This window comes from Micromonospora sp. NPDC048898 (assembly GCF_043198035.1).
GTDB lineage: Bacteria > Actinomycetota > Actinomycetes > Mycobacteriales > Micromonosporaceae > Micromonospora.
The window spans coordinates 181,538-206,664 of the sequence record NZ_JBICUF010000010.1; the positions used below are offsets into that span (position 1 = coordinate 181,538).

The 25,127-nt window shown below is 71.6% G+C and carries 18 protein-coding genes; 4 read left to right on the forward strand and 14 right to left on the reverse strand.

Annotation, left to right across the window (positions count from 1 at the left end):
- The first annotated feature begins 44 nt into the window (after positions 1–44).
- Positions 45–1,010, forward strand: coding sequence for a hypothetical protein (locus tag ACGFIQ_RS24465; protein WP_393247225.1), 966 nt, complete (start codon positions 45–47; stop codon positions 1,008–1,010).
- 120 nt (positions 1,011–1,130) lie between these two features.
- Here the strand turns inward: ACGFIQ_RS24465 and murD are convergent, their stop codons facing one another.
- Positions 1,131–2,477 (reverse strand): UDP-N-acetylmuramoyl-L-alanine--D-glutamate ligase, encoded by a 1,347-nt coding sequence (murD, locus tag ACGFIQ_RS24470; protein WP_393247228.1) that lies wholly within the window; start codon positions 2,475–2,477, stop codon positions 1,131–1,133.
- Positions 2,478–2,560: 83 nt separating this feature from the next.
- On the opposite strand from murD, the gene ACGFIQ_RS24475 reads away from it, so the two are divergent.
- Positions 2,561–3,910, forward strand: a complete 1,350-nt coding sequence (locus ACGFIQ_RS24475) for a hypothetical protein (protein WP_393247230.1) — start codon at positions 2,561–2,563, stop codon at positions 3,908–3,910.
- 192 nt (positions 3,911–4,102) lie between these two features.
- Here the strand turns inward: ACGFIQ_RS24475 and ACGFIQ_RS24480 are convergent, their stop codons facing one another.
- Genes ACGFIQ_RS24480 through ACGFIQ_RS24490 form a run of 3 tightly spaced genes read right to left on the reverse strand, consistent with a single transcriptional unit; the run spans position 4,103 to position 8,458 of the window.
- Positions 4,103–5,986: a PucR family transcriptional regulator gene (locus ACGFIQ_RS24480; RefSeq protein WP_393247232.1), complete on the reverse strand. Its 1,884-nt coding sequence runs from the start codon at positions 5,984–5,986 to the stop codon at positions 4,103–4,105.
- 37 nt (positions 5,987–6,023) lie between these two features.
- On the reverse strand, positions 6,024–7,475 hold the full coding sequence (argG, locus tag ACGFIQ_RS24485; RefSeq protein WP_393247234.1) for an argininosuccinate synthase: 1,452 nt from the start codon (positions 7,473–7,475) through the stop codon (positions 6,024–6,026).
- 47 nt (positions 7,476–7,522) lie between these two features.
- Entirely contained in the window at positions 7,523–8,458 is a 936-nt protein-coding gene (locus ACGFIQ_RS24490; protein WP_393247393.1) for a TrmH family RNA methyltransferase, read from the reverse strand.
- Between the two features lie 4 nt (positions 8,459–8,462).
- Here ACGFIQ_RS24490 and ACGFIQ_RS24495 point away from each other — a divergent pair, with 4 nt between their 5' ends.
- Positions 8,463–10,310, forward strand: coding sequence for a thiamine pyrophosphate-requiring protein (locus ACGFIQ_RS24495; RefSeq protein WP_393247236.1), 1,848 nt, complete (start codon positions 8,463–8,465; stop codon positions 10,308–10,310).
- 14 nt (positions 10,311–10,324) lie between these two features.
- On the opposite strand, the gene ACGFIQ_RS24500 is transcribed toward ACGFIQ_RS24495, so the two are convergent.
- The 9 genes from ACGFIQ_RS24500 to ACGFIQ_RS24540 all read right to left on the reverse strand — a co-directional run bounded on the left by ACGFIQ_RS24500 (position 10,325) and on the right by ACGFIQ_RS24540 (position 22,640).
- Positions 10,325–12,589: a transglycosylase domain-containing protein gene (locus ACGFIQ_RS24500; protein ID WP_393247395.1), complete on the reverse strand. Its 2,265-nt coding sequence runs from the start codon at positions 12,587–12,589 to the stop codon at positions 10,325–10,327.
- Positions 12,590–12,615: 26 nt separating this feature from the next.
- The gene (locus tag ACGFIQ_RS24505; RefSeq protein ID WP_357558014.1) at positions 12,616–13,005 is read right to left on the reverse strand and encodes a hypothetical protein; all 390 of its coding nucleotides are present in this window, start codon (positions 13,003–13,005) and stop codon (positions 12,616–12,618) included.
- Positions 13,002–15,728: a hypothetical protein gene (locus tag ACGFIQ_RS24510; RefSeq protein ID WP_393247238.1), complete on the reverse strand. Its 2,727-nt coding sequence runs from the start codon at positions 15,726–15,728 to the stop codon at positions 13,002–13,004. Before ACGFIQ_RS24510 ends, ACGFIQ_RS24505 begins: the two co-directional genes overlap by 4 nt.
- An 80-nt stretch (positions 15,729–15,808) precedes the next feature.
- Positions 15,809–17,287 (reverse strand): class I SAM-dependent methyltransferase, encoded by a 1,479-nt coding sequence (locus ACGFIQ_RS24515; protein WP_393247240.1) that lies wholly within the window; start codon positions 17,285–17,287, stop codon positions 15,809–15,811.
- Positions 17,288–17,300: 13 nt separating this feature from the next.
- On the reverse strand, positions 17,301–18,299 hold the full coding sequence (locus ACGFIQ_RS24520) for an L-histidine N(alpha)-methyltransferase (RefSeq protein WP_393247242.1): 999 nt from the start codon (positions 18,297–18,299) through the stop codon (positions 17,301–17,303).
- Positions 18,300–18,521: 222 nt separating this feature from the next.
- Complete coding sequence (locus ACGFIQ_RS24525; protein ID WP_393247244.1) at positions 18,522–19,517, reverse strand: hypothetical protein; 996 nt, start codon at positions 19,515–19,517, stop codon at positions 18,522–18,524.
- Between the two features lie 582 nt (positions 19,518–20,099).
- On the reverse strand, positions 20,100–20,903 hold the full coding sequence (locus ACGFIQ_RS24530) for a hypothetical protein (protein WP_393247246.1): 804 nt from the start codon (positions 20,901–20,903) through the stop codon (positions 20,100–20,102).
- A 151-nt stretch (positions 20,904–21,054) separates the two neighbouring features.
- Positions 21,055–22,161: an SPFH domain-containing protein gene (locus ACGFIQ_RS24535; protein ID WP_393247248.1), complete on the reverse strand. Its 1,107-nt coding sequence runs from the start codon at positions 22,159–22,161 to the stop codon at positions 21,055–21,057.
- A 5-nt stretch (positions 22,162–22,166) separates the two neighbouring features.
- A complete protein-coding gene (locus ACGFIQ_RS24540; protein ID WP_393247250.1) occupies positions 22,167–22,640 on the reverse strand; it encodes an NfeD family protein in 474 nt (157 codons plus the stop codon).
- Positions 22,641–22,768: 128 nt separating this feature from the next.
- Between ACGFIQ_RS24540 and ACGFIQ_RS24545 the strand changes: the two genes are divergently transcribed.
- Complete coding sequence (locus ACGFIQ_RS24545) at positions 22,769–24,082, forward strand: serine hydrolase domain-containing protein (RefSeq protein WP_393247252.1); 1,314 nt, start codon at positions 22,769–22,771, stop codon at positions 24,080–24,082.
- Positions 24,083–24,207: 125 nt separating this feature from the next.
- Here ACGFIQ_RS24545 and ACGFIQ_RS24550 read toward each other — a convergent pair whose 3' ends face one another.
- On the reverse strand, positions 24,208–25,020 hold the full coding sequence (locus tag ACGFIQ_RS24550) for a DUF3097 domain-containing protein (RefSeq protein WP_393247254.1): 813 nt from the start codon (positions 25,018–25,020) through the stop codon (positions 24,208–24,210).
- Between the last annotated feature and the right edge of the window lie 107 nt (positions 25,021–25,127).

Here is a 25,127-nt window from a genome sequence, read left to right on the forward strand (position 1 = left end):
CAGCGTACGACGGGACGACAACAGTGCCCCGGTACGATCCTGCGGTGCCCGAGCTGCCCGTACCGCTGCCCGTGGGTGCGCCGGACGACCCGGCGGCCGGCGTCGCCCGGTGGGTGGGCGCGGACCCGGTCCGCGGCCTGGTCGCCCGTTTCGGCGGCACCTGGCCCGACGGTGACCTGACCGAGGTGCTGCGGTTCCTCGACGAGTTCTCGGCGACACACTGGGACTTCCGGGGCGGCCGGGAACGGCCCGAGGCCCGGGAGCCGGACCTCGACCCCGACACCGCCGAGCTGGTGCTCGCCGCGGCGGCCGCGCTCGGCCTGGTCCGGCCGGTGCTGCCGACCCGATCGACGTACGCCCACCTGGTCGTCCTCGGCGGTCTCGGGCACGCCTGCGTGCGCCGGGTCGCCTATGCCGCGCACCTGCTGCGCACCGGCCTGCGGGTGACCGGCGAGGTCGCCGTGCTGGGCAGTTTCCGGCCGCTGTCGGACTGGGAGCGGCGCACGCTGGCCGGCGCTGGCCTGCCCGCCGACGACACCGAGGTGGACGTGCTGGACTCGGCGGTCCGTCGGGTGTTCGGGGCGACCGCCCCGGCGGAGCGGGCCGGCGTCGACGCCGGCCACCCGCACCACTCCTGGTCGTCGCGGACCTACCGGCCGGCGGGCCTGCCACCGGTACGGGTGCTGGCCGCGCCGTCGGGCGAACCGGATCGGCGGCGCGCCCACACCGCCGACACGCAACGGTTCTGGGCCGAGCACGCACGGGTCGCACCGGGTGACGAGATCCTGATGGTCACCGCGCCGATCTACGTGCCGTTCCAGCACTGCGACGCGCTGCGTACCCTGGCCCTGCCGTACGGGTGTGGCATCGACACGGTCGGCGTGGACCCGGCGCTGGCCGACCTGGCGGTGCTACCCGAGCAGACGCTCACCCCGGGGCGCTACCTCCAGGAGATCCGCTCGGCAATCCGCTCGATGCGCGCCCTGCACTCCCGGCTGCCCGCACGCTGACCGCGCCCGCCCGCCGGCGATGCCCGCCGCGCCGGGCTCAACCGGCGATGCCCGCCGCGCCGGGCTCAACCGGCGGTGCCCGCTGCGCCGGGCTCAACCGGCGGTGCCCGCGCGCCGGGCTCAACCGGCGGTGTCGGCGACGGCCTGGGCGAAGACCTCGGAGCGGTGCTCGAAGTTGCGGAACCGGCCGTAGCTGGGCGCGGCCGGAGACAGCAGCACCACCCCGCCGGACGGGGTCACCTCGCGGGACAGCCGGACCGCGTCCACCAGGTCGTCGACCAGTTCGGTACGCACCTTGGGCAGGCCGGCGAGCACCTCGACGATGCGCGGCCCGCTGTCCGGAATGCCGATCACGGTCAGCTCCCGCTCGGCCAGGTGCTCGGCCAGCGGCGTGTAGTCCAGACCCCGGTCGTTGCCCCCGACGATCACCGTCAGCGGCCGCCCGTCGTACGCGTCGATGGCGTGCATGGCCGCGTAGGGGCTGGTGGCCAGGGTGTCGTCGACGAACGTCAGCCCGGACGGGTCGGTGATCTCGGTGAGCCGGTGGGCCAGCCCCTGGAACTCGGCGACCGCGACGGCGAGGTGGTCCTTGCCGGCCACCACGTCGATGCCGAGCGCGTCGAGCACCGCGAGGGCGACGCACAGGTTGCCCTCGTTGTGCCGGCCGACCAGGGGCAGCACGGCGCGCGGAAAGAGCGGCTGGTCGCCGAGGTGGAACCAGGGCGTACCGTCGATGCCGGCCGCGACGTGGCTGCTGTCGGGCTGGCCGGCGCGCACCGCCGGCAACTCCCCCAGTTCGGCGGCGAGCCGGGGATCGCCGCCGTTGACCACGATCGTCTGCGGGTCGTGGGCCAGCAGGTTGAGCTTGTCCCGGTAGTACTCCCGCTCCCCGCCGTGCGCGTCCAGGTGCTCGGGGAAGAGCGCGGTGACCACCGCCACCCGCGGCGAGTCGGTGAGGTCGCTGCACTGGTAGCTGGACAGCTCCAGCACGTACAACTCCGCATCCGGCAGGTCGAGGGTCGGCACCCCGATGTTGCCGCCGAAGACGTTCGGCCGGCCCATCGCGGTGAGCAGGTGGCTGATCAGGCTGGAGGTGGTGCTCTTGCCCTTGCTGCCGGTGACCCCGACGGTGCGCGCGGCGTGGTCGGCCATCCACAGCGCGGTGCCCTGGGTGACCAGGACCCCGCGTCGGCGCAGTTCGACGAGCCACGGGTGGGTCTGCGGCACGCCGGGCGAGCGGACCACCACGTCGGCGGCGGCCAGCCGCTCGAATCCCGCCTCACCGGTGACCAGCGGTGCCGCCTCGGCCAGCGGCCCGTCCCAGGGCAGCGACAGGAAGTTGGCGCTGTCGTCGACGGCGACCAGCTCGGCGGGGCCGTGCGCGGCGATCGCCGTCACAGCGGCCCGGCCCTCCCGGCCGGTGCCCCAGACGGCGACGGTACGTCCGCGCAGGTCAGACAGGCGCACTGGGCTCTCCTCGGAGGTCGCGGCGGCGGCAGGGCGGGGCCCGGTCCGGACACGGCCGGACGAACCAGGGCCTAGTATGGCGTGTGCCCAACGAGCAGCTCCGGCGGATGGACGCCTTCACCTTCCCGTCCTACTCGATCGACTTCGCCACCGGCGAGGTGTTGTTCGACTACGCCCTGACCGGCCCGGCCGGTGAGCAGCGGTTCACCGAGGTGATCACCCTCCCGCTGCCGGCGGAGCCGCCCTCGGACGAGACGGTGGCGACCCTCGGCCGGGTGCTGGAGGTCCTGCACCTGGTCGCCGGGGTCAGCTACTACAAGGCCGCCGCGCCGCCGCGCCTCGTGCTGCCGGCGCCGCTGGGCGCGGCCACCGTCGACTACGTCACGGCCGTCTACACCAAGGGCCTCGCCGAGTACGCGTACCGCAACCAGCTGCCGCACGTGCTCCAGCTGCGTCCGGAGGTGCCGGCCGGCTCGCCGGACGCACCCCGGGTGTACGACGACTCGGAGCGTCGCCCGCTCTCGGCGGTCGGCGGCGGTAAGGACTCGATCGTCAGCCTGGAGGCGCTGCGCCGCGCCGAGCTGGACCCGGTGCCGTTCTCGGTCAACCCGAACCACGTGATCGTCTCCGTGAACGAGGCGTCCGGGTTGGTCCCGCTCGCCGCCCGCCGACGGCTCGACCCGGTGCTGTTCGACCTGAACGCGGCCGGCGCGCTGAACGGGCACATCCCGGTCACCGCGATCAACTCGCTGATCGCGGTGGCCACCGCGGTGCTGCACGGGCTCGGCCCGGTGGTGATGTCCAACGAGCGCTCGGCGTCCGACCCGAACCTGATCTGGAACGGTCACGAGATCAACCACCAGTGGTCCAAGGGCGTCGAGGCGGAGGGGCTGCTACGGGCGTCGCTGGCCGAGCACGCCGGCCTGACCGATCCGTATTTCTCGCTGCTGCGCTCGCTGTCCGAGCTGCACATCGCCCGACTGTTCGCCGAGTTCACCCGCTACGACGACGTGGTGACCAGCTGCAACGCCGCGTTCAAGCTGCGCGACGCGAGTGAGCGCTGGTGCCGCGACTGCCCGAAGTGCCGGTTCGTGTTCCTGGCCATGGCACCCTTCATGCCGCGGGAGCGGGTGGTGGGCATCTTCGGCGGTGACCTGCTCGCCGACGAGTCGCAGATCCCCGGCTACCGCGAGTTGCTGGGCGTGGACGGGCACAAGCCGTTCGAGTGCGTGGGCGAGGTCGAGGAGTCGGTGGTGGCTCTCGGCCTGCTCGCCGAACAGGCGCAGTGGCGCGACGCCCCGGTGATCCGAGCACTGGTCGACGCCGTCCCGGAGACAGCCTGGTCCGCCGTGGCCCACTCGGACGTCTTCACCCCAGGCGGCCCCAACCACATCCCCCCCACCTACGCCAAAGCCCTAAACGCCCTCACCTAACCGCGCCCACCTCACCCCTGACCGCGCCCGCGCCCGCGCCCGCCCACCCCCGCCCGCGGCGCACCCCCTGCCCCGCGCGCACCCCCGCCCGCGTCGATCATGGAGTTGTGGTGGGCGTAATGGGCGGCCTTGCGGCTTTTGTGAGGCACCACAACTCCATGATCGCCGGCGAGGGCGGGGCGGGGTTGGGGTTTAGGGGGTTCGGACTGCTTCCAGGGCCAGTAGGGCTACGTGTAGGGACAGGGAGGCCTCTACCGAGTCGAGGTCCACGTCGAGGATGCGGGCGATGCGGGCCAGGCGCTCGTAGAACGCCGGCCGGGACAGGTGCGCGGCGGCGGCGCCCGCGGTCTTGTTGCGCCCCTGTTCCAGGTACGCGCGCAGAGTGTCGAGCAACTGCTCCCGGGGGTGGCGGGCGTCGTACTCCAGCAGGGCGCCGAGTTCGCGTTCGACGAAGGTCTGCAACCGGGGCTCGTCGCGCAGCAGGTGCAGCAGGCCGGCCAGGCCGACGTGGGGCAACCGGAATACCGCCAGGTCACGCCGGTCCCGGGTGGCCGCCTCGGCGATCTGCCGCGCCTCGACGAGCGACCGGCGGGCCTCCCGCAACGTGCCCACCCCCGATCCAGCGGCCACGATCACGGCACCGGGGCCAACACCCCGGGCCCTCTCGACACCCGCCCGCACGGCCTCCACCCCGAACGCCGGACGGGACGGATCGGCACCGGGAGCCACGCGGGAGGACTCCGCGCCGGACGCGGAGCGGGACGCATCGGGGCCGGGGGTGGCCCGAGCCGGTTCGACACCGAGCCCCGGTCGGCCGGTGCCGGCGTCGAGGCGTACCCGACGAAGAGCGCTGGCGAACGCGGACAGCGCGCGGTCCTCGGCGGCCGGGTCGGTCAGCGCCAGCAGCGCACCCACCGAACTGTCGTCGACCGCGCTGGTCAGCGCGGTCAGCTTCGCCTCGCGCAGCGCCTGGCCGACGGCCTCGGACAGGTCCCGCAGCCGGGCCTGAGCAGCCTCCGGGCCCGTCTCCCCGACCGGGTCCTCAGGCCGGTGTCGGACCATGACGCCGACCAGGTGCCGACGGTCGAGCACCACGCCGAGCGCCTTGGCCCGCAGCGCGACCTCGTCCACCGGCCGGGAGTGGTCGAGGAGTGCGGTGAGCAGGGTGCGGTGGATCTGCCGTTCCAGCCCTTCGGCGTCGCGGCGGATCAGTCGGCCCAGCGCGAGGGTGGACGCGGCCCGCTCGATCAGGATCGTCAACCGGGTGGGCGGGCCGGCGGTCGGCCCGCTGGGTTGGGCGCTGGGCACGTCGCCGCTGGCCGGCCAGCGCAGCAACAGTCGCCCCCAGTCCTGTCCCCGCGCGCCCACGGCGGTGACCAGCCACCCGTTGTCCGGGTCGTACGCGGTGCGCCCGGTCGGCCGGACCCGCCGGGAGTGCTGCTCCCAGCCGTCGAGCAGCAGCTCGGCGCTCTCGCCCGCCGGGTCGTACCCGAGCACCTGGCGGGACAGGTTCTCCAACACCACCGGGCAGCCGGACAGCTCGGCGGCCTGCCGGATCACCTCGGCGGCGTCGCCGCCCTCGACGGACAGGTCGTTGAAGCGTTGGTGGATTTCCTCGGTGGCGCGCAGCTCGGTGAGCTGCGCGTCGACGATCAGCGCGTGCACCGCCTCGGTGATCCGCACGAACGGGGTGGCGCGGCGCAGCTCCACCAGGGGCAGGCCGCGCCGCTCGGCGGCGGCGGCCATCACCCGGGGTACGCCGCTGACGTAGCGGCGGCCCAACTCGACGACGAGCCCGGAGACACCCACGTCGGCGAGGTCCCCGATGAACGCGCGGAGCCCGGCGTCGTCGCCGGGGAGCCCGATGCCGGTGGTGAGCACCAACTCGCCGCCACCGAGCAGGGTGGCGATGTCCGGCACCTCGGCGACGTGCACCCAGCGGACCGGCCGGTCCAGCCCGGCGTCCCCGGCGACCATGCGCGGTGCGCCGTGGCGGACCGGGCCCAGGGCGAGGACCTCACGCACGGTAGGGAACACGGCCGACACGCTACCCTCCGTGACGCCGGATCTCGACATTCGCCGGGCGACGTCACGGAGGGGCCATGGGGGTCGCTCAGTCGACGCCGAACTCCATCGCGGCCCGGTCGAGCGCCTCGTCGTCGCCGGAGGAGACACCCCGGGAGGCGATCGCCTCCGCGCCGCCCTGCGGCATCGCGCCGATCAGACCGGTGGAGGCCGCCTGCGCGGCACCGACCATCCGCTGCGGGCTCGCCCCGCCGACCATGCCGAGGTTGGCGTACTGCTCCAGCTTCGCCCGCGAGTCGGCGATGTCCAGGTTGCGCATGGTGAGCTGGCCGATCCGGTCCGACGGGCCGAACGCCGAGTCCTCGGTACGCTCCATCGACAGCTTGTCGGGGTGGTAGCTGAAGGCCGGGCCGGTGGTGTCGAGGATCGAGTAGTCCTCGCCCCGGCGCAGTCGCAGCGTCACCTCGCCGGTGACCGCCGTGCCGACCCAGCGCTGCAACGACTCGCGCAGCATCAGTGCCTGCGGGTCCAGCCAGCGGCCCTCGTACATCAGCCGGCCCAGTCGGCGGCCCTCGTTGTGGTAGTTGGCCAGCGTGTCCTCGTTGTGGATGGCGTTGACCAACCGCTCGTACGCGGCGTGCAGCAGCGCCATCCCGGGTGCCTCGTAGACGCCCCGGCTCTTGGCCTCGATGATCCGGTTCTCGATCTGGTCGGACATGCCGAGGCCGTGCCGGCCGCCGATCGCGTTGGCCTCCAGCACCAGGTCGACGGGGCTGCCGAACTCCTTGCCGTTGATCGTCACCGGGCGACCCTGGTCGAAGCCGATCGTGACGTCCTCGGTCGGGATCTCCACCGCCGGGTCCCAGAACCGGACGCCCATGATCGGGTTGACCGTCTCGATGCCGGTGTCGAGGTGCTCCAGGGTCTTCGCCTCGTGCGTGGCGCCCCAGATGTTGGCGTCGGTGGAGTACGCCTTCTCGGTGCTGTCCCGGTAGGGCAGCCCGCGTTCGAGCAGCCACTCCGACATCTCCTTACGCCCACCCAGTTCGGTGACGAAGTCGGTGTCGAGCCACGGCTTGTAGATGCGCAGCATCGGGTTGGCCAGCAGGCCGTACCGGTAGAACCGCTCGATGTCGTTGCCCTTGAAGGTGGAGCCGTCGCCCCAGATCTGGACATCGTCGGAGATCATCGCCCGCACCAGCAGGGTCCCGGTGACCGCCCGGCCGAGCGGGGTGGTGTTGAAGTACGCCCGTCCGCCCGAGCGGATGTGGAACGCCCCGCAGGTCAACGCCGCCAGGCCCTCCTCGACGAGGGCGGCGCGGCAGTCGACGACCCGGGCGAGCTCGGCGCCGTAGCTGAGGGCGCGGCCGGGCACCGAGCCGATGTCGGGCTCGTCGTACTGGCCGATGTCGGCGGTGTAGGCGCAGGGGACGGCGCCCTTGTCGCGCATCCACGCGACCGCGACCGAGGTGTCGAGGCCGCCGGAGAAGGCGATGCCGACACGTTCGCCGGAGGGCAGGGAGGTGAGAACCTTGGACACGGGGAAAATTATGCAACAGACCGCATGGGCATGCAAGCTGAAGCGATCTACTCTCCGTCGAACGCCGGATCATCGCGACCCAGCTCCCAGAAGGCGACAGCCGCGGCGGCGGCGACGTTCAACGAATCCACCCCGCGGCGCATCGGAAGCCGCACCCGTACGTCACTGGCGCTCTGCGCGGCTCCGGTCAACCCGGGGCCCTCGGCACCGAACAGCAACGCCGCCCGCGCCCGCTGGTCCGGGGAGAGCCGCTGCATCGGCAACGCGTCCGCCGCCGGGGTCAACGCCAGCACCGTGAAGCCGGCCTCCCGCACCTGCTCCAGACCCGCCGGCCAGTGGCTGAACTTCGCGTACGGCACCGCGAAGACCTCACCCATGCTGACCCGGACGCTGCGCCGGTAGAGCGGGTCGGCGCAGGTCGGCGACAACAACACTCCGTCGATGCCGAGCGCGGCGGCGCCCCGGAAGATCGCACCGAGATTGGTGTGGTTGTTGATGTCCTCCAGGATCACCACCCGGCGCGCGGCGGCGAGCACCTCGGCCGCCGTCGGCAGCGGCCGGCGGTGGAACGACGCCAGCACCCCCCGGTGTACGTGGAAACCGGTGGCCCGTTGCAGCACGTCCTGCGTCGCGGCGTACACCGGTGCGTCCCCGGTGTCCAGGTCGGCGAGCTGGTCGATGCGCTTGGCGTCGACCAGGTACGACCGGGCCGGGTAGCCGGCACGCAGCGCCCGGCGCAGCACCAGCTCACCCTCGGCGATGAACAGGCCGTGCGGCGGCTCCCAGCGGGTGCGCAGCTCCACGTCGGTGAGCGCGCGGTAGTCGGCGATGCGGTCGTCGTCAGGGTCGGTGATCTCGTGGACGGGCACCCGACGATTCTGCCGGACGGCGCACCTCGCCCACCGATGCCCACCCGTGGGGTGTTTTGTCCGGAGGAGAAGGGGAACGACCGGTGGACTACCGGACCCGACGGGAAGGACCAGCCAGGTGAGCGCAGACCACACCGGAGCGGGCGAAGCCGGCGCTCTCCCCCGGCACCCCACCGTCGCGGACCACATCGTGTCGCGACTGCTGAGCTGGGGCGTGCACCGCTACTTCGGCTACCCCGGAGACGGCATCAACGGCCTCACGTCCGCGCTGCAACGCACCAACGGGCGCACCCAGTTCATCCAGGTACGCCACGAGGAGACCGCGGGCTTCGCCGCGTCGGCGCACGTCAAGTACGGCGGCGGGCCGCTGGGCTGCGCCCTGGTGACCAGCGGGCCGGGCGCGATCCACCTGCTCAACGGCCTGTACGACGCCAAGCTCGACCACCAGCCGGTGATCGCCCTGGTCGGGCACACCGCGACCACCGCCGAGGGCGGCGGCTACTACCAGGAGGTCGACCTGCTCGCCCTCTACAAGGACGTGGCGGCGGCGTTCCTCGCCCAGCTCGACCACCCCGCGCAGGTACGCCACCTGGTCGACCGCGCGTGTCGCACCGCGTTGGCCCGACGTACCGTCACCGCCCTGATCCTCCCCCTGGACATCCAGGACGAGCCGGCCATCCCGGACCCGCCCCACGCGCACGGCTACTACCAGACCAGCAACGTGCCGAGCAGCACCCCCACCGTGCCGCCGGCGGCCGACCTGCGGCGGGCCGCCGAGGTGCTCAGCGGTGGAAAGCGGGTGGCCATGCTTGTCGGGCAGGGTGCGCTGGGCGCGCAGGAGGAGGTCCGCGAGATCGCCCATCGACTCGGCGCCGGGGTGGCCACCGCCCTGCTCGGTTTCACTGTCGTCGACCACCGCGAACCATGGGTCACCGGGGCGATCGGTCTGCTCGGCACCCGGCCCAGCTGGCAGTTGATGACCGGCTGCGACAGGCTGCTGATCGTGGGCAGCAACATGCCGTACTCGGAGTTCTATCCCCCACCCGGGCAGGCCCGCGCGGTGCAGATCGACCTGGACGGCACGCAGCTCGGGCTGCGGTACCCGACCGAGGTGAACCTGACCGGGGACGCCCGCCCCACGTTGCGGGCGTTGCTGAACGAACTGGGCCCCGGCCCCGGGCCGACCGCCTGGCGGGCGGAGATCGCCGAGGCCACCTCGGCGTGGCGTCGTGTGCAACGCGACCTGGCCGAGCAGACCGCCGACCCGGTCAACCCGCAACTGCTCTTCCACACCCTCAACGAGCGCCTGCCCGACGACGTGCTGCTCGCCGTCGACTGCGGCACCACCACCGCCTGGTACGCCCGCCACCTCCAGGTCCGCCCCGGGATGCTCGCCAGCCTGTCCGGCACCCTGCTGTCCATGGGCGGTGCCATGCCGTACGCGCTGAGCGCCAAGTTCGCCCACCCGGACCGGCCGCTCGTCGCGCTGATCGGCGACGGCGCCATGCAGATGAACGGCGTCAACGAGCTGATCACGGTGGCCAAGTACTGGCGCAGCTGGGCCGACCCACGATTCGTGGTGCTGGTGCTCAACAACCGGGACCTGGCGTTCGTCAGCTGGGAACAGCGCTCCACCGAGGGGACGCCGATGTTCCCGGACAGCCAGCAGTTGCCGGACATCGCCTACCACCAGTGGGCGGAGGTGCTCGGGCTGCACGGTGAGCTGGTCGACGCGCCGGAGCAGGTGCCCGGCGTCTGGGAGCGGGCCCTCGCCGCCGACCGGCCGGTGGTCATCAACGCCCTGGTCGACCCGGCCGAGCTGATGCTGCCACCGCACTTCACCGTCGAACAGGCCCGCAACACCGCGGCGGCGGTGCTGCGCGGCGACACCGACTGGGCCGGCATCATCCGCCGCGGCCTCCCCGCAACCCTGGCAAGCTACCGCCCCCGCCGTCGCGAACGCTGACCCCGCCCCGGCGGTTAGCCTCGCCGGTTCAGCCAGCGGTCCAGCGGCGAGAGGCGGTTGTCGTTCTGGTTTTGCGGGCTCTGCGGGACCGTCGGGCGCTCTACTGGGCGGCGGGGGTCGCCGGCCAACTCGTGGCTGGGTGCGGCGAACGCCTTCTCCGGCTGGCCCTTGACGGCGGTGGCGATGACCCGGGCAACCGCGTCGATCACCTTGCTCTGCACCGCCGAGCCCACCGCGTCGGCCGGGTCGTCCGGGTTGGCGGCGATGCCGGCCACCGCGACCTGCGGGGTGAAGCCGACGAACGTCTCGGTGGAGTTCTGCTCCGAGCTACCCGTCTTACCGGCCACCGGCCGGCCGTCGAGGATGTCGTTCACGCCGGTGGCGGTGCCGCCGTTGCACTGCCCGAACGCCGACTGCTGGCCCACCGGGCAGCGCGCCGCGTCGGTCGCGGCACGGGCGACGTCCGGATCGAGGACCCGCTTGCAGGACGGCTCCCCGACCGGCACCTTCTCGCCGTTCGCGGCGGTCACCGAGCGCACCGGCACCGGCGTGCAGTAGGTGCCCTCGGCGGCCACCGTGGCGTACGCGTTGGCCAGGTCGAGCGGGGTGGTGGCGGCCACGCCGAGGGTGAACGAACCCCAGTTCGCGGAGTTGTTCTTCGCGAAGGCGGCGTCCGAGTCGGCCCGGAAGGTGATGCCGAGCCGCTGCGCCATCTCGACCACCTTGTCCTGCCCGACCTGTTCGGCCAACCAGACGAAGTAGGTGTTCACCGAGCGGCCGAAGCCGTCCCACATCATCCGGTACCCGTCCATCCAGTCCGGGTTGGCGTTGGCCGGGCACCAGTGGCCGTCGCAACTGCCCGGCCCCTCGGCGGCGTACCGGGTGGGCAGCTTGGCGGGCGCGTCGAAGCCGGTGGAGAGGGTACGGCCCGACTCCAGTGCGGCGAGCATGGTGAACAGCTTGAACGTGGAACCGGCCTGGTACCCGTCGACGCTGGCCCCGCCGGAGATCAGCGGGTTGACGGTGTTCGGATAGTTCGGCTGCCCGGCCGGGTTGTCGGCCAGGCTGTAGTGCCGGTTGACCGCCATCGCCAACACCTGCCCGGTGCCCGGCTGCACCGCCGCGATCGGCAGGGCGTGCTTGCTGCCGTAGGAGTAGACCTTGGTGGCCTGCTGCTGCGCGGTGGCCTGGATCTTCGGGTCCAGCGAGGTGACCACGGTGTAGCCACCCGAGCGCAGGGCCTGCTCGCGCTCCGCGACGGTGGCCCCGAACGCCGGCTGGGCGACCCACCAGCGCCGCAGGTAGTCGCAGAAGTAACCCCAGTCGTCGTGCCCCTGGGAGACGGCGGTGCAGCCGTTGGGCTGGGCGGTGGGGTGCAGGGCCAGCGGCTCCGCCTTGGCCTGGGCGGCCTGCGCGGCGGTGATCGCACCGGTGGCGACCATCGAGTCCAGCACGTACGACCGGCGGGCCAGGGCGTCGTTCTTGTTCCCGTCGATCGGGCTGTACGCGTCCGGGGACTGCACCAGGCCGGCGAGCAGGGCCGACTCGGCGAGGGTCAACTGCGCCGGAGGCTTGCCGAAGTAACGCTGGCTGGCCGCCGCGACCCCGTACGCACCGGAGCCGAAGTAGGCGATGTTCAGGTACCGGTCGAGGATCTCGTCCTTGCCGAGGTTCTTGTCCAGGGCACTCGCGTACCGGATCTCCTGGATCTTGCGCCCGACGGTGGGGTCCGTGGCGGCGGCGCGTTCCTCGGCGGTGCGGGTGGGGTCGGTCTTGAGGACGTTACGGACGTACTGCATGGTGAGCGTGGAGCCGCCCTGTTCGGTGCCGCCGCCCTTGACGTTGGCCACCAGCGCCCGGGCGAGGCCGCGCAGATCCGCGCCACCGTGGTCGTAGAAGCGCCGGTCCTCGGCCGCCACGATCGCCTGCCGCATCACCGGGGCGATCTCCGACAACGGCACGTCGGTGCGGTTCACGTCGTAGAACGTGGTGATCAGCGTCTTGCCGTCGTTGGCGTAGAGGTAGGAGCGCTGCGGAGTGGCCGGGGTCTTCAGCGAGGCCGGCAACGCGGCGTACGACCCGAGCGCGGAGCGGGCGGTGAGCCCGAGCAGCAGGTTGCCCGGCAGCGCGGCGACTGCCAGGGCAAGCCCGGCCAACACGCCGGCGAGCAGCACGGTGAACAGCCGCGACAGCGGCGAGCGGGAGGCGGCCATGCTCCCCAGGATTGCCACGAAGTGTGGAAATCGGCCAGCCTGGGCGGCAATTGTCAGGCAATTCACCGACAACCGGGGCAGCAGCCCGGCCGTCAACCACTCAGTACGCCGCTCCAGCGGATGAAGCCGGGCAACAGGAGCACGGCGCACACCAGCGCCAGAACCGTCATCGCCAACGGCAGCCGTGCGCGCCGCAACGCCCGGCGCAGGTACTCCTGGCGGATCTCCTGCTTCTCGGGCTCGCTGAAGTCACGGTCGATGTAGAGGTCGGCGTCCCGCTCGGCCGCCTGGAACAGGTGCGCCGCCCAGGTCAGGAAGCCGGCGGCGACCACCCAGAGCGCCGAATCCAGCGCGATCTTGCCGGTGGAGACGTCCGTGCCCGCCGGGCCGGTGGAGACGGACGTGAGCATGTTGATCCCGGCGCCGGCGAAGAGCCCGGCCAGGAAGTTCAGCGTCGACGGCGCGGGAACCGCGATGCTCACGAGCCTGCCTCCGATCCCGCGTCCGGCCACGGCAGGTCCGGCCAGGCGACGCCGCAGACCTGGCGCCCGAGCGCGTCGATCCGCTCCAGCAACTCTCGATCGGCATGCTCGTCAAGTCGGCCGGTCAGCTCCGCGAGGTGGGCTCGGTAGTCCAACTGCTCATTGATCACCTTTTCCACCGCCGGCGTCCGCATCGGCCCGTCGCGCTTGGCGATCCGTTCGCGGATCGTCCCCTCGATCTGCTCGCACCCCCGCTGCCAGGCACGCAGATTGCGCCGGGACAGGGACGCCCCGTTGGCGGACGACGTGACGGTCTGCGGCACCACGGCCACCTCCGAAGGCTCGGACGGCTCGGGCCGACCCTGGTTGATGACATGACCGAACAGTTTCAGGCTCTCCAGCTGCACGATCCGCCACACGATGTCGGCGAGTTGGGCTGCCACGAACGGAATGCGCAGCCGCTCCTCGGGCGCGGTGGACAGCAGTGTCGGGTTCTTCTCGGTGGCGATCCGCTGGAACAGCGCCCTGAGGTGTTCCTGGGTGCCGTTGGCGGCTCCGGTGCAGAGCAGCGTCGCCTCCAGCGCCTGCGCCATGTCGATCTCCCGCCCCGGGGTGGTCCACTCCCTCTCGCGCCCCATCAGCCAGGCGTGCGCGGTCTCCAACTCCGGCCGCGTCGGCGACACACCGGCGCGCACCAGCGCGCTGAGGCACATGGCGGTGGTGGCCTCGTCGCGGTTCCACGTGCCGGTGCCGCTGCGCCACCAGTTGTCGAACGGCCCGCCCGCGGACACCTGCCGCAGAAGCCAGTTGCAGGCGTCCCGGACCACCGGGTGGTCCATGCGCAGGTTGGCCTGCGTGAGACCGAGGACCACCCGCGCGGTCACCCACGGCACCCGCGCCGGGTAGAAGTAGCCGTCCTCGTGCTGGGCCTCGCGGGCCACCCCGATGAGGAGGTCGATGCGTTCCTGGTCCTGGTGGACGGCGGGCGCGGAACCCTCGAAGCCGAGCAGGAGACCGAGCACCCAGTTGCGGTACATCTGGTCGGTGTCCAACTCCTCGGCGCGCATCCCGGCCAGGTGCGGTGCCGCGCCGAGGAGGGCGTCCTCGGTGGCCATCGACTGCTGGATCTCCTCGAAGTCCTCGTAGTCGGCGGTCACACCACCCACCGGCACGGGCAGCTTGCAGCCGGGCGCCGCGTAGCTCCACCGGGGCCGCACCACACCGGCGATCTCCCACCAGGAGTCGACGTGGTTGAGCTGGTTCAGCGCGCTCGCGGCGAAGACGGCGGCACCGGAATTGTCCCCCCAGGACCTGTCGTCGCCGCTGCGCTTGCGCATCGTCCTGCCGAGCCGGATCAGCGTCTCCCAGGTGCTGAGCAGGTGCAGGGTGTCGGTGCGCGCCGCGTCCGGCGGGACCAACTGGTCGAGCCGGCTCAGTGTCGCCTTCATCAGGCGCTCCCCGCCGCGCTGCAGATGCAGCCACACGTTGCGCTCCGGGCTCTTCCACCGGCGATCGGCGTCCCAGTGCCGACGGGCGTGGTTCATCACCAGTTGCGCCCGACGGCGGGAGCCGATCAGGTAGGCGCCGTCGATCTGGTAGATGAGGCCGTCGTCGCGCAACCGCACGAGCGCCTGCCGCAACGGACCCGCCTCCCGGGTGGCCATCTGCAGCTCCAGCACGCCCAGGCAGGCCACCCGGTAGAGCACCTCCCGCTGGTCGTCGCTTGTCACCTGCCGGGTGTAATACGCCTCCAGGTCCGCCTCGGTGGGCACGGTGCCGTGCCGCCCGTAGAGGTGGATCGCCGTCAACGCGATGTGCACGTCGTCCTGTGCCAGTCGCCGGATCGTCTGCCAGTGCGCCTCGTCGATGCCACTGTCGACGAGCAGTTGGGTGACCAGCGGCCGGCCCTCGGCGAGAACCTGTCGCAGCTCACGAGTGGGTTCGCCACCGGCGAGGGTGGGGCCCGCCACCTTGTAGCTCGTCGCGAGCACCTGCACTTCGAGGCCGAAGTCCGAGCGCAGCCGGGTCACGCAGTCGAACAACTCGTTGAGCACCAGCGGGTTCGCGTGCAGGTTCTCCAGGACGACCAGGTAACGGCCGGAGCGACTCCGCTCCTGCTCCAGCAGGGCCAGCACGATCGACTCTGGACCGTCCGCCGGATCGGCGAGGTTGAGCCACACGACACCGTCGTCGGCGCGCCGCTTGTCGGCGATGTTGGCCACCAGCGCCGACTTCCCGCAGCCGTGCTCGCCGATCACCAGCACGTCCCGGCCGGCCTCGAGCTGCCGTTCCACCTGGGTGGAGGCCTCGGTCAGCCGGTCCAGCCGGGCGTAGTATTCCATCGCCTCGGCCGAGGGCGGCTCGGCGTGCCCGACCCGCCGCGGCTGCCAACGGAGACCGAACGGATCCTTCTGCAGGGCGTACGCGACAAGCACCAACGGTGTGACCGCGTGGGCCCCGTCCCCCTCGGTCGTGGTCCGGACGACGTGCTCGGAGAGCCGCACCTCGGCGGTGTGCCCCATCGACTCCACCCGGACGACCAGCTCGTGCCCCACGCTGTCGCGGAACTCCGCCGTCGCGCTGACGACCCGCAGCGCGGCGGGCCGCTCGTCGAGCATGGCGGTCTGGGAGGTGAGGTCCTTGTGGGCCGCCGTGAGCAACTCGTACGCGACCGGCTTGGGGCCGAGAGCCTTGACGGCCAACCAGGGTGAATAGTCGGGCACCGACCCCCCCTTCGGCGGTCACCGTGGGTCCACCAAGTCACCACGACAGGTAAATGCTAACCGCCAGTCCTCCCGCTGTCTCAGGGCAGGTCCACGCGCAGTTGGAGGTACTGGGTCCGGACCAGCTCCCCGTGGACGGACTTTACGTCCGAATCGGACACTTGGAAGCCACCCCGGTCGAACGCCGCCCGCACCTCGTCGGCGTCACCGAGGTCGTGGCTGGCCATCCGCGTCGCGTACCGGCGGGCGGCGTCGGCAAGCTCGTCCAGCTCCACCGAGAGCAGCCCACGCCAGCCGGCGGCCCGCTCCCGGAACCGCAGCTCGAAATCGTCCACGAGATCCGACACCCGGTGGCGGTCGTCCTGCTCCTCGTCGTCCTTCGGCCACTCGTTGCCCGGGTGCAGCCGGACGGTGGTGATCACCGAACCGCCCGGATTCAGCAGCGCGGACCAGCTGCCGATCACCGCGTCCGCCGAGGCGCGGTTGAACCGGGTCAGGAACGCGTCGGCCAGCACCAGGTCGAACCGGCCACCCTCGACGAGCCGGGCGACCGCGTCGGGGCAGGTCACGTCGGCCTGGTGCACCTCGACCCGGGCACCGATCTGCTTGGCGTACCAGTCGCAGGCCAGCAGTGGTGTCTGACACATGTCGAGCACGTGCACGTCCAGGTCGGGGGGAATGCCCCCGAGCGCCGACCGCACCGCCTCCAGGAGGAAGGCGAGGATGGTGTAGTCGGCGGTGCCACTGATCAACACCCGGCGCGCGCCCCGGCGAACCGCCTCGGCCAACTGCCCGGCGTAGAACTCCGCGTGCCACTGCGGGCTGCTGACCATGTCGAACAGCCGCAGGTACTGCCACGACCGGTGGTACCAGGAGCAGCTGCTCCGGTCCAGGTGCGACGGCCCGCAGGACATCGGCGCCATCGCGTACAGCATGTTGGCCGACTGGAGCAGCCAGCGGGTCAGCTCCGGGCCGGGCCGGCGCGGTCGGCCACGGTCGGGCAGGCACGACCGGCTCATCAGGCTGTCCCAGAGCAGGCGGGCCCGGGTCACCTCCTCGGAGTGGCCACTGACCACCCAGGACGCGAGGCCGTCCCCGCCCACCTCCTGCCGGACCACCACCTGACCGTCGATCAGCCACATGTCGGTCATCGGCACCAGGGGACGTTCGCCGGCGATGAACACCGGCACCATCACCGCGTCCAGATCGTGCGCACGGTCCTCCGCCAACTGCCTGTCGACCTCCCCCGAGCCCACGTCCTCCCCCGGCACGAGGTACATGCGGCGTACCGTCACGCGCCGCGCCAGTTGGCGGAACAACGCCCGGGAGAACGGATCGGCGGGACGCCCGGCAGTGGTGTACGGGACGATCTGGCACAGCTCGTCGTGCACCCCGGCGACCAGCCCCTGCACCAACTCGTCCATCGCCGCGCCGGGTAGCCGCACGGAGTTGGGGTCGGTCCCCTCGTAGGAGGCCCGATAGAAGAGGCTGGCCCGACGCGCTCGGTCGATCAGGTCGGCGGGCGTGACCCTCTCAGGCGCCCCCTTTCGATCGGTCATGTCCGCCACTCCCTCACCCTCGCGACGCCGTGATCACCAAATGGTGGCTTCCGGGCGCCAACTCTGCGTGCCGGATGCGCCAACCTGCGTCCCGGACGGCGGCAATGACGTCGGGATAGCTGAACCTGCGGGACTGGAAGCAGCGGATGCGATGGCCCGCCGGCAGCCGTGTGCCATCCAGGACACCCGGTCGGCGCAGCACCGCCTCGCCGGTCACCGTCGCGTCCTGCCAACGCAGCACGAAATCCAGGTCGGCCTCGGGCAGGCCGGCGGCGAGCAGCGGCTCCAGGGCCGCGCCGCGGAACTCCGAGCACCGGTACGGCGCCAGCACCGTGTCCGCCGGCTCGTCCGGCCGGCCCACGACCACACTCAGCACGAGCACGTCGCGCGGACGCAGTGAGGCCCGGATGTTGGTCAGGGCGGCGGTCGGGCATTCCAGGTTGCCGAGGGTGTGCCCGAGCAGGCAGGCGACCACCGGGTCGGGCCCGGGCCGCCACCGCTCGACCCCCTGGGAGGAGCCGGCCTCGATGTCCCACACGTGAGAGTCAACGCTCATCCGGCCACCCCCGAAGTGGGCCAACCGGTGACAGGCGATGGCGAGCAGGGTGGCGCTGAAGTCCAACGCGAGGTAACGCCGGCAGGGGTGGCCAAGGCTGGTCAGCCGGTTGAGGAAGGCGCTGCTGCGCTTGCCGTTGCCCGGGCCGATCTCCGCGACGGCCAGTGCCCCGGCCGTCAGCGTCTGAGCGGCCAACAGGGCTTCGGCTTCGTGGCGCGCGGAGGCCAGCATGCTCAGGTAGTCGTCGGTGCGGGCGTAGGCGTCGTGGGTGTGGGCGGCACTCCCGGCGTACGCGAACTTGAGGGGCAGCTGACCGGCGTGGATGGCCGCCAGCGCGGCGCGGCGATGTCGCTCACACTCGAAGTGCGGTGACCGGCACCGAGTCGCGGCACCCGTCGGACCTGATTGCGCTCGCAGGATGCCACCCGTGCCCGCCTCGCCGATCGTCTCTGCCACAACGTCCTCCGACGAAGTCAGAGTTACCGTCGGCCTGATAGTAGGGCAATGACGCAGGACAATGGCTCGTTTGCGCCCGGGTTGTTTCGCGATCTGTAAGCACCGCACCCCTTTTGCCAGGACTAGCAGACCGAAAAGCCAAACGTCACCGGCCGTCAGCCTGCACTATCCGAGCCGAACGGCTATCCCTGCGCCAGCAGAGCGCATTTCACCGGGGTGAGTTCAGTCCGGTCGACCGCTGCGGTTGCGCAACTGCTGCACCGCGGCCCGAGCCGCCGTGGTGAACGTGTGAGGGGTGAACTCGTGCCGCTGCCAGTCGCCGTGCAGCCCGCCGATGTCGTCGACCCCCTCCTCCACCAGCAGCACCATGTACTTACTGAACGCGAGGGCGGCACCTTTCTCTTCGATCAACCAGGCGCTGGTCGCGAACTTCTCTCCGGGCTCGGCAAATTGCCGCGACCGGGTCATCAACGAGACGAAGAACTCGCACTCCCGAATCCTGTTCAGAACCGCCATTCCCACGTACCCGTCCGCGGCCCGGCCGGTGATCACGGTGAAACCGTTGTCCTCCAACAACCCACTGAGGCCCCGGACGAACCCGTCCTCCTCCTTGAACCGGTACGACAGGAAGACGGTGTTGCTCGCGACCTTCGGCCGCACCAGACCCGAGTCGGGCCGGACGTTCTCCAGGATCCGTGCCTGGTCGACGTCGTCGACCAGCCGTTCCAACTCGTCGTCGCCGCTCGTGGTCGCCCGGTCGCGCACCTCGTCGAGGAGCCGATCCGCCTTGGACCTGCTGCTGGCGAGCAGCCGGAACGCCTGGCAGTTGGTCAGGACCACGTCGGCCTCCGCCGCCAGCATCTCCGGCGGCGTCCGCTTGTCGAGCGTGAACGCATCCCGCAGACGGCTCCGGTCACCGTGGTAGAACGCCACCGCATGTTCCTCCACCCGCGCCAGGTCGACGTAGAGCACCACGGCGGCCCCCTCGCCCGACTGGGACAGCGCGAACCTGCCGGCCTGCGCCAGATCGGTGCTGAACGGATCGACGACGATCACGTCGAATGTGCCCGCGCCCGCCTCCCGAACGGCGTCAGCGAGACTGCCGACCGCCATCACCCGCTCCACCAACGGGCTGGAGGTCAGTTCCTGGTAGAGCCGCCCCGCGGCGGCGTCATCACTATCGCAGAGCAGTATGGTCAATCGGGGAAGCGCAGCCACGATATTGCTCCATGAATGTCGACATCGGCGGGAATTGAGCACCAATGGTGGCACGGTCCATCGACGGGTCACCTCCACGTTGCGTCCCTCGACAATGACCAAACGGACCCGTCCCGCGCCGTTGGGATGGGGCGTCATGGGCTGTGTGCTTTCCGGGACCGCACCCCTGGGCCCGGGGTGGAGCCCCGCCCGGGGGAGTCGACGTCGCGGCTAGTGGACCGGCGTCCGGCTGCCGCCCGGGCGCGACCCGGGCCGTCGACCCACGCCCTCACCAGCAGCGGAGCGCCCTCCAGCGTCTCCGCACGTCGATGGCGTCGTCCGGTCGCGAACCCACCGACCGCCGCGGCGCTGACGACGGGTAGCGGTAACGACGTCGACAGCGGCACGCCGCGATTCGCGCCCGTCGGCGCGGAGGTCAAGGATCCGACAGTTCGGAGAACCACCATTCCCGTAGGCGCAGTTCCATGGACTCGGTCATTCCGTCATATGACCTGAACGTCGCCCAACCCCGTGGCCGGTTTGACGCCGCCAGCGGATTTTCGCCACGGCCGGTTGACGCCCGTCGGCTTTCGTCGCGACGACTCAGGCGGCGGAAACGGGACCCCCCGGGGCGGTGGGTGGCGGGGCCGGGGTGGAGAGACTGGCGCTGGCCGCGTCGCGGGCGGTTTCCCGGGGCATCAGGCGACCGGAACGGTAGCCGATGCCGATGCCGGCGATCAGCACGAAGATCGCGCCGAACGTCTGGAGCGAACCGATCAGAGCGCCCCCCAGGCCGAGAAGGGGCGCGGCGATGATCAGCATGACGCCGTCGCCGAGACTGAACATGCCCGAGCGGGCCACCGCCCACCCGGTCAGGAACCAGCCCACGCTGTAGAACGTCGCGCCGATCAGGACCAGCGACCGCGCGGTGGTCCCGAAGACCGGCGTCTGCTCGGCGAACCCGGCGAAGGGCAGCAGCAGCACGGTGCCGGCGATGCTGACCAGCAGCCCGGCGGCGGCGACCCGGCGACTGCGGGTCGCGGCCAGCAGCCCGGTGAGGGCCAGCAGCGCGAGCAGGCCGAGCCAGACCGCGGCCACCCAACCGATCAGGTACACCGCCCGGCCGTCGGCCGGATAGGGGTCGTTGCCCACCCCGCCGTCACTGGCCATCGCCACCGCGCCGTAGAGGATGGCGTACGCGGGAAGCAGCCACACGGCCGCCCGCGCGAACCGACGCACCGACCAGGCCCAGCTGGCGTTCGTGGCCGGGCCGCCCGGGGTCGGTTCACCGACGAACGGCAGTACGCCGAACCCGCCACCGGTGCTGCGGGACCCCAGCGGTGCGACCGGGTCGTGCGCGCCGGGCACCGGGGCCGAGGACCACATCCGATTCGCCGGATCCTTCATGCGTCACCTCGCTCGTCCGCGAGTGGTGCGGAACGCGCCGGGGCGCCCCGATTGCCTGGTCACCACCCGTCCTAGGACCGATCGTGGCAGGCGTCGGAGCGCCCCATGAGTCTTTCTCGCATTTATCCGGCCGGGCGGCCGGCGTCCTGGATCAGCCGCGCTCGCGCTGGTCGGCCGGGTCCTGGGTCAGGCTGGCCGAGGACACCGGCTCCGGCGCGGGCAGCCCCTGCGGCTTGTTGCCGCCGGCGGCCTGCGCCTCGGCGACGCGTACCTCGTCGTGGATCTGCTGGGCGGCGTCCGCCGCGGCCTGCGCCGCCTCCGCGGCCTCCCGTTCGACCTGGCTCGCGTGCTCGGCCGCCTCCGGCGCGGGAAGATCCCCCACCATCTGGCTCAACCCGCCGAGCGCGCCACCCATCCCCTCCAGGGCCTTGGTCAGCTCGGCCGGGACGATCCAGACCTTGTTGGCGCTGCCCTGCGCGATCTGCGGCAGGGCCTGCAGGTATTGGTAGGCGAGCACCTTCTGGCTCGGGTTCGCCTGGTGGATCGCGTCGAAGACCGTCCGGATCGCCTTCGCCTGACCCTCGGCCTGCAGGATCCGGGCCTGCCGGTCACCGTCGGCCCGCAGCACCGCGGACTGCTTGTCACCCTCGGCGGTGAGGATCACCGACTGCTTGTGGCCCTCGGCGGTGAGGATCGCCGCGCGGCGGTCCCGCTCGGCGCGCATCTGCTTCTCCATCGAGTCACGGATGCTGGCCGGCGGCTCGATCGCCTTGATCTCGACCCGGGTCACCTTGATGCCCCAACGGCCGGTGGTCTCGTCCAGCACACCGGATAGGTGCCTGTTGATCTCGTCCCGGCTGGTCAACGCGCGCTCCAGGTCCAACGAGCCGATCACGTTCCGCAGCGTGGTGACGGTCAGCTGTTCGATGGCCTGGAGGAAGCTGGAGATCTCGTAGGTCGCCCGGACCGAGTCGACCACCTTGAAGTAGAGCACCGTGTCGATCGAGACCACGAGGTTGTCCGAGGTGATCACCGGCTGCGGCGGGAAGCTGACCACCTGCTCCCGCATGTCGACCTTGGTGCGCACCGCGTCGATGAACGGCACCAGCAGGTTGAGGCCGGGGCTGAGGGTGCGCTTGTACTTGCCGAGCCGTTCCACCACATCCTGGCGTTGCTGCGGCACGATCCGCACCGCCTTGGCCAGCGTTATCACGGCGATCAACGCCACCGCGATCACCAGCACGCCGATTAAGGTCATCCCGTTCACCCTCTCGCTTCCGGCAGCTCACCGGCGGAAGAAATATCGTCCTGCCACACCAGGGCTGTCGCACCCCGGACTTTGATCACCCGAACCCGTTGACCTGGGTCGAACGTCTGCGTCGTGTCGTACGGGCGGGCACTCCACAACTCACCGTCGATCTTGACGAGGCCGTGGTCAGGGTCCACCCGCTCCAGTACCAACGCCGTGGAACCCTCGATCGCTTCCACACCGAACGGCTGCTCGCCGCTCTCCAGCGACGAACGCTGGTGCCGCCGAAGGGCTGGCCGGGCCACCAGCAGACTCAGCGCCGACACCACCGCGAAGACCAGCGCCTGCACCGCTACCGGCGCGCCCAGGGCGGCGGCACCGCCAGCGGCGAACGCACCGGCCCCGAACATGATCAGAAATAGCGTCGTCGTGAAGATCTCGGCGACGACCAGCAGTACACCCAAAATGATCCACACCACGGCGTCCACACCACGATCGTGACACGCGAACGCACGCGCGGCCTTCCCAGGAAGATCAGTAGGCTCGGCGAATCCCTTTCCGGCCCTGATGCGGTGGCTCCGGCCCTGATTCGGCGGCCCGACCCGAGGAGATCCCGTTGACCCTGCTCCCCGAGACCGCCCGACAGATCGACGCCCAGGTCGCCCAGGCGCAGCTCGACGGTCGTGCCCCGTCGCTGGTGCTGGGCGTGGTCCGCGACGGCGCGCTCGTCCACCTGGCCACCGCCGGTGAGCACCCCCGTCCGGACGTCGACCTGCAGTACCGGTTGGGCTCGATCAGCAAGACGATGACCGCGACCCTGATCATGCAACTGCGCGACGCCGGCCGGCTGGCCGTCGACGACCCGCTGGAGGAACACCTCCCCGGAACCGGCGTCGGCGCGCTCACCCTGCGCCAACTCCTCGCGCACGCCAGCGGACTCCAGCGCGAGCCCGAGGGCGACTGGTGGGAACGGGCCGCGGGCGTCGACCTGGCCACCCTGAGCGCCGGGGTCACCCCCGACAAGATCGCCTACCCGCCGCACGCCACCTACCACTACTCCAACCTGGCGTACGGACTGCTCGGCGGACTCCTCGAACGGCTCACCGGGACGCCCTGGGCCGACCTGCTCGACGAGCGGATCCTCACTCCGCTGGCCATGCGCCGCACCACGTACGCGGCCACCGAGCCGTTCGCCCGTGGCTACGTCGTCCACCCCTGGCACGACACCCTGCGCGAGGAACCGCGTACCGACACCGGAGCGATGGCACCCGCCGGGCAGCTCTGGTCGACGATCGAGGACCTGGGCCGGTGGGCCGCGTTCCTGGCCGACCCCGACCCGTCGGTGCTGGCCGCCGGGACGCTTACCGAGATGTGCTCCCCCGTGGTGATCAGCGACCTGGACGCCTGGACCCACGGGCACGGCCTCGGGGTGGAGCTCTTCCGGGAGGGCAACCGGGTGTACGTCGGTCACGGCGGTTCGATGCCCGGCTACGGCGCCTCGTTGGCCGTGCACCGCCCCACCCGTACCGCCGTGGTCGGCCTGGTCAACGCGTACACCCTGCGCACCGTGCACCTCGGCGCGCTCGGGCGACGGCTGCTCACCCTGGTGCTGGACGCCGAACCCGCCCCGGTCACCCCGTGGCGGCCGGCCACCGCCCCGCCGCCCGCCGAGCTGGCCGAGCTGACCGGCCCCTGGTGGTGGATGGGCACCATGATCCACGTGTACGCGGACGCCGCCGGCGACCTGCGCGCCGGACCGGTCGGCGCACCCACCCTCCGCTTCGTCGCCGAGGGCCCGGACCGCTGGCGGGGCCGGGCCGGCGTGCAGGACGGCGAGATCCTCACGGTGCGCCGCGACGAGCAGGGCCGGGCGGTCGCGCTGGACATCGCCACCTTCGTCTACACCCGCACCCCCGACCAGGAGCCCTGAGTAGCGCGCGAGCGCCTGCCGATGTCCGCGCGCGCGTGCGCGCGCCGACGTCCGCGCATGCTGCCAAGATCCGCGCAACTTGCCTGATGTTGCGCGGATCTTGAAGTGGGGCAGGCGCGGGTGGGTCAGGTGGGTTCGGTGACGAAGTCGATCAGGCGTTCCATCGCGTTGATCAGGGGCGTCTCCACGTCGGCGAAGCTGTCCACCCGGGACAGGATGTGCCGCCACATCGCCGCCGGCTCGGCCACCCCGAGGGCCGCGCAGACCCCCTCCTTCCAGGGCTGCCCCGGTGGCACCACCGGCCACGCCGCGATGCCCAGCGCCTTCGGCTTCACCGCCTGCCAGACGTCCACGTAGGGGTGGCCGGTGACCAGCACGTACGGCGAGTTGACCCGGGCGACGATCCGACTCTCCTTGCTGCCCGGCACCAGGTGGTCGACGAGCACGCCGAGGCGTCGGGTCGGGCCGGGGCCGAAGTCGCGTACCTCGGCGTCGAGGGCGTCGATGCCGTCCAACGGCTCCACGACCACGCCCTCGATGCGTAGGTCGTCACCCCAGATCCGCTCGACCAGCGCGGCGTCGTGGATGCCCTCCACCCAGATCCGGCTGGCCTTGGCCACCTGGGCGCGAACGTTGTCCACCGCCACCGAACCGGACGCCGTCCGTCGACGGGCCGCCGGCACCGGCGCGCGGCTCGGGCGACGCAGCGTCACCGGGCGACCGTCGAGCAGGAACGCCGCCGGCAGCAGCGGGAAGTTGCGTCGTCGGCCATGCCGGTCCTCCAGGACCACGGCGCCGGCCTCGAAGCCCACCACCGCTCCACAGAACCCGGAGTCGGCATCCTCCACGACGAGATCCGGCTCGGCGTCCACCTCCGGGGTGACCTTCCGCCGCCGCCAGTCTCCCGCCAACACGTCCTCGCCGTATCGCCCCGCCATGTCGATCACGCTAACCCCCATGCCCCCGCCCCCACCCCCGACACACCGTCCCTCGCCCCCTCTGCCGCTCCCCCGCCCGCACCCAACCCCCGAGCCCAGGGATTCGG

What these genes read in the sequence shown, in the direction of transcription:
- ACGFIQ_RS24480 (WP_393247232.1), bottom strand. Translation starts at nt 5,986, where the DNA reads ATGTCGAGATCCGGCGTCACGGAGGGTAGCGTGTCGGCCGTGTTCCCT.
- ACGFIQ_RS24515 (WP_393247240.1), bottom strand. Translation starts at nt 17,287, where the DNA reads ATGACCGATCGAAAGGGGGCGCCTGAGAGGGTCACGCCCGCCGACCTG.
- ACGFIQ_RS24530 (WP_393247246.1), bottom strand. Translation starts at nt 20,903, where the DNA reads ATGAAGGATCCGGCGAATCGGATGTGGTCCTCGGCCCCGGTGCCCGGC.
- ACGFIQ_RS24535 (WP_393247248.1), bottom strand. Translation starts at nt 22,161, where the DNA reads ATGACCTTAATCGGCGTGCTGGTGATCGCGGTGGCGTTGATCGCCGTG.
- ACGFIQ_RS24550 (WP_393247254.1), bottom strand. Translation starts at nt 25,020, where the DNA reads ATGGCGGGGCGATACGGCGAGGACGTGTTGGCGGGAGACTGGCGGCGG.